This is a genomic window from Kitasatospora putterlickiae, assembly GCF_039527695.1.
Lineage (GTDB): Bacteria > Actinomycetota > Actinomycetes > Streptomycetales > Streptomycetaceae > Kitasatospora > Kitasatospora putterlickiae.
This window is the reverse complement of record NZ_BAAAKJ010000029.1, coordinates 35,661-45,207: the sequence shown is the minus strand read 5'-3', so window position 1 is coordinate 45,207 and position 9,547 is coordinate 35,661. Positions and strand designations below refer to the sequence as shown.

The following is a 9,547-nucleotide window of genomic DNA, read 5'->3' as shown; positions in this document are numbered from 1 at the left end:
GCCCGCCCGGCGTTCGCCCGGTCGACGTCGAACCGCGCGAGCCGGAACCACGACCCCGGCCGGGCCACCGAGGACTCCCAGACCACCGCGGCCTCCCAGACGTCGACGGTCGCCGTCCCGGCGAACGGGGCGAGCAGCTCGTCGCGGCGGCCGCGCAGCTGCTCGAAGCTGTCCCGTTCGGTCCGCCGGTCCGCCCACCACGAGCCCATCACGATGATGCCGAGCTCCCGGTCGGCGAACAGTCCGTAGCCCGCGTAGCCGGGCCGCGCCGACAGCAGGCCGACCGCCTCGGCGGACAGCCCGTCGAGGGCCCGGTCGATCTGCGCGGGATCGCCGGTGAAGTAGCCGGTGCGAACGAACATGGGCGGTTCTCCTGACCTCGTCGCTGACCTCGTCCGAGCACCTCCATCGGACGGCCCGGCGACGCCACCGGCAACGCCGCAGGGCCGTTCGGCGGAGGAGGACGAGGCCGAGGACGAGACGGAGGAGGAGGCCGACGGCTCGGGGCGGCCGGCCGCTACGAGCCCAGGCCCGCCGCGTGGTCCGGGACGTAGCGCTGCAGGTCGCGCGGCGGCCGCTGGTAGCCGCGCGAGGCCGGACGCTCCGGCAGCTCGATCGTCGGCGGCTTCACCTCGTGGTACGGGACGGTGGAGAGCAGGTGGGCGATCATGTTGATCCGGGCCCGCCGCTTGTCGTCGCTCTCCACCACGTTCCAGGGCGACTCGGGGGTGTCGGTGTGCAGGAACATCTTGTCCTTGGCCCGCGAGTAGTCCTCCCAGCGGGTGATCGACTCGACGTCCATCGGCGAGAGCTTCCAGCGCTTCATCGGGTCCTCCAGGCGGTCCTGGAAGCGCCGCTGCTGCTCGGTGTCGCTGACCGAGAACCAGTACTTGCGCAGCAGCGTGCCGGACTCGATGAGCATCCGCTCGAAGGTCGGGCACTGCTGCAGGAACTGCCAGTACTCCTCCTCGGTGCAGAAGCCCATCACCTTCTCCACCCCGGCGCGGTTGTACCAGCTGCGGTCGAACAGCACGATCTCCCCGGCGGCCGGCAGGTGCTCGACGTAGCGCTGGAAGTACCACTGGGTGCGCTGCCGCTCGGTGGGCGCGGGCAGCGCCGCGACCCGGGCGATGCGCGGGTTCAGGTACTCCGTCACCCGCTTGATCGCGCCGCCCTTGCCGGCCGCGTCGCGCCCCTCGAAGACCACCACCAGCCGGGCGCCCTCGGCCCGCACCCACTCCTGGAGCTTCACCAGCTCGTGCTGGAGCCGCAGCAGTTCCTGCTCGTAGGGCCTCTTCGCCAGGCGCTCGCCCGGACCGCTCCGCTCGTCCGCCGCGTTCCGCCCGCGCTGAGCCTTCGCTGCCACCTGGGTGCCTCCGTTCGGTGGGGTGCTGATGACCCTTCACCGTACGTCCTGGCACGGGTTCCCGCAGGTCCGGGGGGTTCCGGCCGGACAGCGGCGGCCCCCTGAACCGCCGCTGCCCGGCTCCCCCGTCGGCCGGTCCGAAGACCGAACGCTCAACCATGACCCAGACCTGCCGAACGGGTCCAATTTCCGGTTCCATAACCTTGGGGCATGGATGTCGACACCCGCCTGCTGCGCAGTTTCGCCGCGGTCTGCGAGGAGGGGCAGCTGACCGCGGCGGCGGCCCGGCTGTTCGTCTCCCAGCCGACGCTGACCAAGCAGATCCGTCAGCTGGAGGGCCTGCTCGGGGTGGAGCTGTTCGAACGGTCGCGGCGCGGCATGGCCCCGACCCGGGCCGGCTGGGCGCTGGCCGCGCGAGCCGGGACGCTGCTGGCCGACTGGGAGGAGGCGCTGCGCGCGACCCGGGCCGCCGCCGCGGACCAGGGCTCGACGCTGCGGGTGGGGTTCGAGGGCGGCATCATCAACCTGATGTCCCAGCGCACGGTGGCCGACTTCGCCCACCGGATGCCGGGCTGGCAGGTGGAGCTGCGGCAGAACAACTGGTTCGACCCGACCTCGGGCCTGGCCGCCGGCGAGATCGACCTGGCGCTGTGGCACGCGCCGCCGTCGCTGTCCGAGCGGTACAGCGTGGCCGTGCTGGGCGAGGAGGCGCGCTGCGCGGCGCTGCCGGCCGGGCACCGGCTGGCCGCCCGTGCGGTGATCGACTTCGAGGAGCTGCTGGACGAGCCCTTCGTGGCGATCCCGCACGAGGCCGGGCACTGGCGCGACTACTGGCTGGCGGTCCGGGAGCGGGGCGGGCGACCTGTGCGGATCGGCGCGGTGGCGCACAACACCGACGAGTGGCTGACCGCGGTGGTGTGCGGCCAGGGCGTCGGTTTCGCCCCGGAGACGATGAGCCGGCTGGCACCGCGCGAGGATGTCGCGTACCGGCCGGTGCGGGGGTTGAGCCCGAGTCAGGTCGGGCTGTACTGGCCGAAGGACCGGGAGCCGACGCCCGCCATGACCGCGTTCGTGCGCAGCTGTCGCGCGACGATAGGTCTCGGAGGAGAGTCGGCTCGATCGACCCGAACGGCGCCGTCGATCTGACGGGGTCAGACGGCCTCGAAGGGCTCGGGGTAGTGGCACAGGCCCCGCGGGGAGCCGTCGTAGGCGGGTAGCGCGAGCGCCTGGAAGTACCCGTCGGGCACCTCGAACGGACCGCTGACCTCGTGCCGCTGGGCCGGGATGAAGCCGAAGCGGCCGTAGTAGTCGGGATCGCCGAGCACGACGACCAGCTTCTCGCCGGCGTCCTCGGCGGCCGTCAGCGCGGCCCTGACCACCAGCTCGCCGACGCCCTTGCGCTGCCACTCGGGGGCGACGGCGACCGGCGCGAGCGCCAGCCCCCTGCCCTCGCCGACCCGTAGCCGGGTGAGCAGCGCGTGGCCGACCACCAGACCGGAGTCGTCGACCGCGACCACCGACAGGTCCGGCAGCCAGGCCGGGTCGCGGCGCAGCGCGTCGACCAGGTCGGCCTCGTCGGGGCCGGGGAAGGCGGCCATGTGGACACGTCTGGTGGCCGGGACGTCCTCGGGACATTCGATCCTGGTCATGACCTTCACAGGGGGACCCTCTCTCTGTCGCACACCGTTGTGGACCGGCCCCGGACAGCGGGAATGCCGTCCGGGGCCGTGAAAGGTTAGCCGATGTCGGCCGACGGGGTGTCAGGCCTTCTGCTGACCCTCCGACTTGCCGTCCTCCCGGACCTTCGGCTGGGCGTCGACGCCGGCCTCGCGGCGCTGCGCCGGAGTGATCGGGGTGGGGGCGCCGGTCAGCGGGTCACCGCCGGTGGACGTCTTCGGGAAGGCGATGACGTCCCGGATGGTGTCGTACCCGCCGAGCAGGGTGACGATCCGGTCCAGGCCGAAGGCGACACCGCCGTGCGGCGGCGGGCCGTAGTTGAAGGCGTCCAGCAGGAAGCCGAACTGCGAGGCGGCCTCCTCCTCGGACAGGCCGATCGCGTCGAACGCCCGCTTCTGCACGTCCCGCTGGTGGATACGGATCGAACCGCCGCCCAGCTCCGAGCCGTTGAGCACCAGGTCGTAGGCGTTGGACAGGGCGCCGCCGGGGTCGGTGTCGAAGGTGGCCAGCGACTCCGCGGTGGGGGCGGTGAAGGGGTGGTGCACGGCGTGCCAGCCCTGGAACGCGCCCTTGTCGTCCTCGATCGGCTCGAACATCGGGAAGTCGACGACCCACAGGAAGGCCCACTGGGACTCGTCGATCAGCTCGCAGCGGCGGCCGATCTCCAGGCGGGCGGCGCCGAGCAGCTCCTGGGAGGCGCGCTCCTTGCCGGCCGCGAAGAAGATCGCGTCGCCGTTCTTGGCGCCGGCGGCGGCGGCCAGGCCGGCCAGGTGCTCCTCGGAGAGGTTCTTGGCGACGGGGCCGCGCAGCTCGCCGGTCTCGGCGTCGATGAGCACGTAGGCGAGGCCGCGGGCGCCGCGCGCCCTGGCCCAGTCCTGCCAGGCGTCGAGCTGCTTGCGCGGCTGCGAGGCACCGCCGGGCATGACCACGGCGCCGACGTACGGGGCCTGGAAGACCCGGAAGTCGGTGCCCTTGAAGTAGCCGGTGAGATCGGTGAGCTCCTGGCCGAAGCGGACGTCGGGCTTGTCCGAGCCGTAGCGGCCCATGGCGTCGGCGTAGGTCATCCGCGGCAGCGGGTCGGGGATCTCGTAGCCGTGGACCTCGCGCCAGATGGCGCCGATGATCTTCTCGCCGAGGGCCAGGACGTCCTCCTGGTCGACGAAGGAGGCCTCGATGTCCAGCTGGGTGAACTCCGGCTGGCGGTCGGCGCGGAAGTCCTCGTCGCGGAAGCAGCGGGCGATCTGGTAGTAGCGCTCCATGCCGGCCACCATCAGCAGCTGCTTGAACAGCTGGGGCGACTGCGGCAGGGCGTACCAGTGGCCGGGCTGCAGGCGGACCGGGACGAGGAAGTCGCGGGCGCCCTCGGGGGTGGAGCGGGTGAGGTACGGCGTCTCGATGTCGAGGTAGTCGTTCTCCTCCATCACCCGGCGGATGATGTTGTTGACCTTGGAGCGCAGGCGCAGGCCCTTGGCCGGGCCCTCACGGCGCAGGTCGAGGTAGCGGTAGCGCAGGCGCACCTCCTCGTTGACCGTGCCGGGCTCGTACTCGGCGACCGGGAACGGCAGCGGGGCGGCCTCGGAGAGGACCTCGATGTCGCTGACGACGACCTCGACGGCGCCGGTCGGGATGTCCGGGTTCTCGTTGCCCTCGGGCCGCACGCGGACGTCGCCGACCACCTTGACGCAGTACTCGGCGCGCAGACCGTGCACCGAATCGAGGTCGCGGACCACGATCTGCACGGTGCCGGAGGCGTCGCGCAGGTCGATGAAGGCCACGCCGCCGTGGTCGCGGCGGCGGGCGACCCAGCCGGCCAGGGTGACGGTGGTGCCTGCGTGCTCCGGGCGGAGCGTGCCCGCGTCGTGCGTGCGGATCACAGCTGCTTCTCCTTCAGGGTGGTGACGAGTGCGTCGAGGGCGACGGGGTTCTGCTCGCCGGTGGTGAGGTCCTTGAGCTGGACGACGCCCTCGGCGAGGTCGCGGTCACCGGCGACGAGGGCGAAGCGGGCGCCGGAACGGTCGGCGGACTTCATGGCGTTCTTGATGCTCTTGACGCCGAAGGCGAGGTCGGTGGCGACGCCGGCCCGGCGCAGCTCGATCACCTTGGCGAACAGGACGTTCTTGGCCTCCTCGCCGAGCGCGACGGCGTAGACGGAGGTGGCGGCCGGCAGGTCGAGGGTGACGCCCTCGGCCTCCAGGGCCAGGTAGGTGCGGTCCACGCCGAGCGCCCAGCCGACCGAAGGCAGCGCCGGGCCGCCGATCATCTCGGACAGGCCGTCGTAGCGGCCGCCGCCGCCGATCGCGGACTGGGCGCCGAGGCCGTTGTGGACGAACTCGAAGGTGGTGCGGGTGTAGTAGTCGAGGCCGCGGACCAGCTTGGGGTCGTCGACGAAGGCGACGCCGTTGGCGGTCAGCAGCTCGCGGACCTTCTCGTCGTAGGCCTTGCAGTCCTCGCAGAGGTAGTCGCGCAGCATCGGGGCGCCGACGAGCTGGGCCTGCACGGCCTCGCGCTTGTCGTCGAGGACGCGCAGCGGGTTGATCTCCGCGCGGCGGCGGGTGTCCTCGTCGAGGTCCAGGCCCGCCAGGAACTCGATCAGAGCGGCGCGGTAGACCGGGCGGCACTGCTTGTCGCCGAGGCTGTTGAGCAGCAGCGAGTAGTCGCTCAGGCCGAGCGCGCGGAAGGCGTCGTCGGCCAGGATGATCAGCTCGGCGTCCAGCGCCGGGTCCTCGGCGCCGATGGCCTCCGCGCCGACCTGCGAGAACTGGCGGTAGCGGCCCTTCTGGGCGCGCTCGTAGCGGTAGTAGGAGCCGGAGTACCAGAGCTTCACCGGCAGGTTGCCCTGCTTGTGCAGGTTGGCCTGGAGCGCGGCGCGCAGCACGGAGGCGGTGCCCTCGGGGCGCAGCGCGAGCTCGTCGCCGCCCTTGGTGGTGAGGGTGTACATCTCCTTGGTGACGATGTCGGTCGACTCGCCGACGCCGCGGGAGAACAGCTTGACGTCCTCGAAGACCGGGGTCTCGATGTACCCGTAGCCGGCCCGGCGGGCGGGGGCGGCGATCGCCTCGCGGATCGCCAGGAAGGTGGCCGAGCTGGGCGGCAGCAGGTCGTAGGTGCCCTTGGGGGCGGTGAAGGTGCTCAACTTCTCTTCCGTCACATTCCTCGTCGCGGGAAAGCCGGGGCGCCGGCCGCCCCCGCTGCCTGCCGGAGGTAGGGGTTGGTGGCGCGCTCGCGGCCGATGGTGGTCTGTCCGCCGTGGCCGGAGAGGACCACGGTGGCGTCGTCGAGGGGCAGGCACACCCGGGCCAGCGAGCGCATGATCGCGGCGCTGTCCCCGCCCGGGAGGTCGGTTCGCCCTATGGAGCCGGCGAAGAGCAGGTCGCCCGAGAAGAGCACCGGGGGAAGGTCCTCGGCGCCGGGCGTCCGGAACGTCACCGACCCCCCGGTATGGCCGGGGGCGTGGTCGACGGTGAGGGACAGACCGGCCAGTTCCAGCACGCTTCCGTCGGTGAGCTCGCGCACGTCGTCGGGCTCGCCGACGGTCAGCTCGCCCATCAGCTGGGTGCCCAGGGAGCGGCCGAGCGCCTTCTCCGGGTCGCTCATCATGTAGCGGTCCGCGGGGTGGATCCAGGCCGGGACGCCCTTGGCGCCGCAGACCGGGACCACGGAGGCGACGTGGTCGATGTGGCCGTGGGTGAGCAGCACCGCGACCGGCTTGAGCCGGTGCTCGCGGACCATTTCCTCGACGCCGGCGGCGGCCTGGTGGCCCGGGTCGACGATGACGCACTCCTCGCCCGCCGCCGGCGCGACCAGGTAGCAGTTGGTGCCCCAGGCTCCAGCGGGGAATCCGGCGATGAACACGCGCGTCCTTCGGTGTCGGTCTTCGGGTCTTCGGCGGCGGTCGCGGTGGCGGCCTCGACCGCGGCTACGAACTGTGATGTAGGGGCAGCCTACCGGCGGTGCGGGTCCGGTTGCGAACCAGATGAGCGTGACAGGTTCACTTCGAGCTGAACGGTTCACCCCGTTCTTACGGTCGCGGTCCCTACACTTGGCCGCCGATGGGTGCGATGATCCGCATCGGCGTCGCACACAGACGAAGCCCCCACATCCGCGATCAGCACATCCGTAGGAGACAGAGCCGGTGGTCAGCAGCGAACAGCGGCGGCGGCAGCTCGCCCGGGAGAAGTACGAGCGCCAGATGGAGCGCCGGATCGCCGCGGAGTCCGCCCGCAAGCGGCGCAACACGATCCTCGGCGCCGCGCTCGCCGTGGTCGTGCTCGCCGGTGGCGGCACCCTCTTCGCGACCGGCGTCTTCGACTCGGACGACGAGAAGAAGGACACCCCGGCCGCGCAGGCCGCGCCGACCCCGACCGAGCCCAGCGTTCCGACCCGCACGCCGGTCGAGGGCTGCGGCGAGGCCGCGCCGGGCACCCCGAACGGCAAGCAGTGGCAGGACGAGCCGGCGATGACCGTCGACACCAAGGCCACCTACACCGTGGCGATGGACACCAACTGCGGCAAGGTGACGCTGTCGCTGGACGCCGCCAAGGCGCCGCACACGGTGAACTCCTTCGCCTTCCTGGCCGGCGAGCAGTACTTCGACCACACCAAGTGCCACCGCCTCACCACCGGCGGCATCTTCGTGCTGCAGTGCGGCGACCCGACCGCCAGCTCCAGCGTCCCGGGCGGCACCGGCGGCCCCGGTTACAAGTTCGCCGACGAGAACCTGACCGGCGCGACCTACCCGGCCGGCACCGTGGCGATGGCCAACTCCGGCCCGGGCACCAACGGCAGCCAGTTCTTCCTGGTCTACAAGGACACCGAGCTGCCGCCGAACTACACCCCGTTCGGCAAGGTCACCGGCGGCCTGGACGTGCTCCAGAAGATCGCCGCCGCGGGCACCCTGGAGGGCGGCACGGACGGCCACCCGATGGCCGACGTCACCCTCAACGCGGTGACCGCCGCCAAGGGTTGACCCGTACCGGGGCCGTCCTGAAGCGCCCGCGCGGCGCTCCGGGGCGGCCCCGGCCCGAAATCGCCCGGCCCGGATGCGGACAGCACCGGTCCTGGTCGCCTATGTTGGCGTTGTGTAGGGTGCCCAGACCCGCCGGCCGTCACCCTCGGCAGCAGGACACGGCGGACGGGGACGGCGGACCCATCGGTCCGCCGCACATCAACTGTGGACGACGAACGCGTACCGCCCCGGCGCGGGCGCGACGTCATGTGGAGGACGCGCTATGAGCAGCGACCCGTGGGGCCGTGTGGACGAGCAGGGCACGGTCTACGTCAGGACGGCCGACGGCGAACGCGTCGTGGGTTCCTGGCAGGCCGGCTCGCCCGAGGAGGCGCTCGCCTACTTCGAGCGCAAGTACCAGGGCATCGAGGTGGAGATCGGCCTGCTGGAGAAGCGGGTGCGCACCACCGACCTGGCCGCGAAGGACGCCCAGGCCGCCCTGGAGCACCTGCGCGAGCAGGTCACCGAGGGGCACGCGGTGGGCGACCTGGCGGCGCTGGCCCAACGGCTGGACGCGCTCGCCGGCGACATCGAGAGCCGTCGCGAGGAGCGCAAGGCGGCCCGGGCCAAGGCCCAGGACGAGACCCGTTCCGCCAAGGAGGCGCTGGTCGCCGAGGCCGAGCAGCTCGCCGAGTCCACCCAGTGGCGGGAGGCCGGCGACCGGCTGCGCGCGCTGGTGGACACCTGGAAGGGCCTGCCCCGTCTGGACCGCAAGAGCGACGACGAGCTGTGGCACCGCTTCTCGCACGCCCGCTCGGTCTTCTCCAAGCACCGCAAGTCGCACTTCGCGGCGCTGGACGCCGAGCGCGAGCAGGCCCGGCTCACCAAGGAGCAGCTGGTCTCCGAGGCCGAGGCGCTCTCCTCGTCGACCGAGTGGGGCGACACCGCGGCCCGCTACCGCGACCTGATGGCGCGCTGGAAGGCCGCCGGCCGCGCCCAGCGCGACGTCGAGGACGAGCTGTGGGCGCGGTTCCGCGGCGCCCAGGACGTCTTCTTCCAGGCGCGCTCCGCGGTGTTCAGCGAGCGCGACGCCGAGCAGGTCGGCAACCAGAAGCTCAAGGAGGCCCTGGCGGCCGAGGCCGAGGCGATCCTGCCGATCACCGACCTGAAGGCCGCCAAGGCGGCGCTGCGCGAGGTGAACGAGCGCTGGGAGGCGATCGGCCACGTTCCGCGCGACGTCCGCCCGAAGCTGGACGGCCGGCTGAACGCGGTCGAGCGGGCCATCCGCGAGGCCGAGGACAGCGAGTGGAAGCGCTCCAACCCGGAGGCCAAGGCCCGCGCGGCCGGCATGGTCGGCCTGTTCCAGGCCAAGGCGGACAAGCTCCGCGCCGACCTGGACAAGGCCCGCGCGGCCGGCAACGCCGGCAAGGCGGCCAAGCTGGAGTCCGAGCTGGCCGGCGTCCAGGAGCTGCTGGACCAGGCGCACCGCGGCCAGGAGGAGTTCAGCGGCTGATCCGGCCGCCGACGGCTTTTCCGAGGGCCCCCGGGGATCGCTCCCC

Annotated in this window: 8 protein-coding genes and 1 pseudogene; 3 read left to right on the top strand and 6 right to left on the bottom strand. The window is 72.3% G+C overall.

Features of this window, described 5'->3' with window-relative positions; all coding sequences use genetic code 11:
- Window positions 1-362, bottom strand: a pseudogene (locus ABD308_RS03935) (hypothetical protein); the annotation flags it as partial.
- Between the two features lie 155 nt (window positions 363-517).
- Entirely contained in the window at window positions 518-1,303 is a 786-nt protein-coding gene (gene ppk2, locus ABD308_RS03930; RefSeq protein ID WP_344325621.1) for a polyphosphate kinase 2, read from the bottom strand.
- Between the two features lie 273 nt (window positions 1,304-1,576).
- Between ppk2 and ABD308_RS03925 the strand changes: the two genes are divergently transcribed.
- Window positions 1,577-2,512 carry a LysR family transcriptional regulator gene (locus ABD308_RS03925; protein WP_344325555.1) on the top strand — a complete coding sequence of 312 codons (936 nt, stop codon included), beginning with the start codon at window positions 1,577-1,579 and terminating at the stop codon, window positions 2,510-2,512.
- Between the two features lie 5 nt (window positions 2,513-2,517).
- Here the strand turns inward: ABD308_RS03925 and ABD308_RS03920 are convergent, their stop codons facing one another.
- The 4 genes from ABD308_RS03920 to ABD308_RS03905 all read right to left on the bottom strand — a co-directional run bounded on the left by ABD308_RS03920 (window position 2,518) and on the right by ABD308_RS03905 (window position 6,895).
- Entirely contained in the window at window positions 2,518-3,015 is a 498-nt protein-coding gene (locus ABD308_RS03920) for a GNAT family N-acetyltransferase (protein WP_344325552.1), read from the bottom strand.
- A gap of 111 nt (window positions 3,016-3,126) precedes the next feature.
- The gene (gene aspS / locus ABD308_RS03915) at window positions 3,127-4,917 is read right to left on the bottom strand and encodes an aspartate--tRNA ligase (protein ID WP_344325549.1); all 1,791 of its coding nucleotides are present in this window, start codon (window positions 4,915-4,917) and stop codon (window positions 3,127-3,129) included.
- Window positions 4,914-6,176 carry a histidine--tRNA ligase gene (hisS, locus tag ABD308_RS03910; RefSeq protein WP_344325546.1) on the bottom strand — a complete coding sequence of 421 codons (1,263 nt, stop codon included), beginning with the start codon at window positions 6,174-6,176 and terminating at the stop codon, window positions 4,914-4,916. Before hisS ends, aspS begins: the two co-directional genes overlap by 4 nt.
- Before the next feature lie 11 nt (window positions 6,177-6,187).
- The gene (locus ABD308_RS03905; RefSeq protein WP_344325543.1) at window positions 6,188-6,895 is read right to left on the bottom strand and encodes an MBL fold metallo-hydrolase; all 708 of its coding nucleotides are present in this window, start codon (window positions 6,893-6,895) and stop codon (window positions 6,188-6,190) included.
- A gap of 280 nt (window positions 6,896-7,175) precedes the next feature.
- On the opposite strand from ABD308_RS03905, the gene ABD308_RS03900 reads away from it, so the two are divergent.
- Complete coding sequence (locus ABD308_RS03900; RefSeq protein ID WP_344325540.1) at window positions 7,176-8,009, top strand: peptidylprolyl isomerase; 834 nt, start codon at window positions 7,176-7,178, stop codon at window positions 8,007-8,009.
- Between the two features lie 262 nt (window positions 8,010-8,271).
- Window positions 8,272-9,501 carry a DUF349 domain-containing protein gene (locus ABD308_RS03895; RefSeq protein ID WP_344325537.1) on the top strand — a complete coding sequence of 410 codons (1,230 nt, stop codon included), beginning with the start codon at window positions 8,272-8,274 and terminating at the stop codon, window positions 9,499-9,501.
- Window positions 9,502-9,547 lie beyond the last annotated feature (46 nt).

Excerpts from the sequence above, each read along its gene's own strand:
- ABD308_RS03925 (WP_344325555.1), top strand. The coding sequence starts at position 1,577 with ATGGATGTCGACACCCGCCTGCTGCGCAGTTTCGCCGCGGTCTGCGAG.
- ABD308_RS03920 (WP_344325552.1), bottom strand. The coding sequence starts at position 3,015 with ATGACCAGGATCGAATGTCCCGAGGACGTCCCGGCCACCAGACGTGTC.
- ABD308_RS03895 (WP_344325537.1), top strand. The coding sequence starts at position 8,272 with ATGAGCAGCGACCCGTGGGGCCGTGTGGACGAGCAGGGCACGGTCTAC.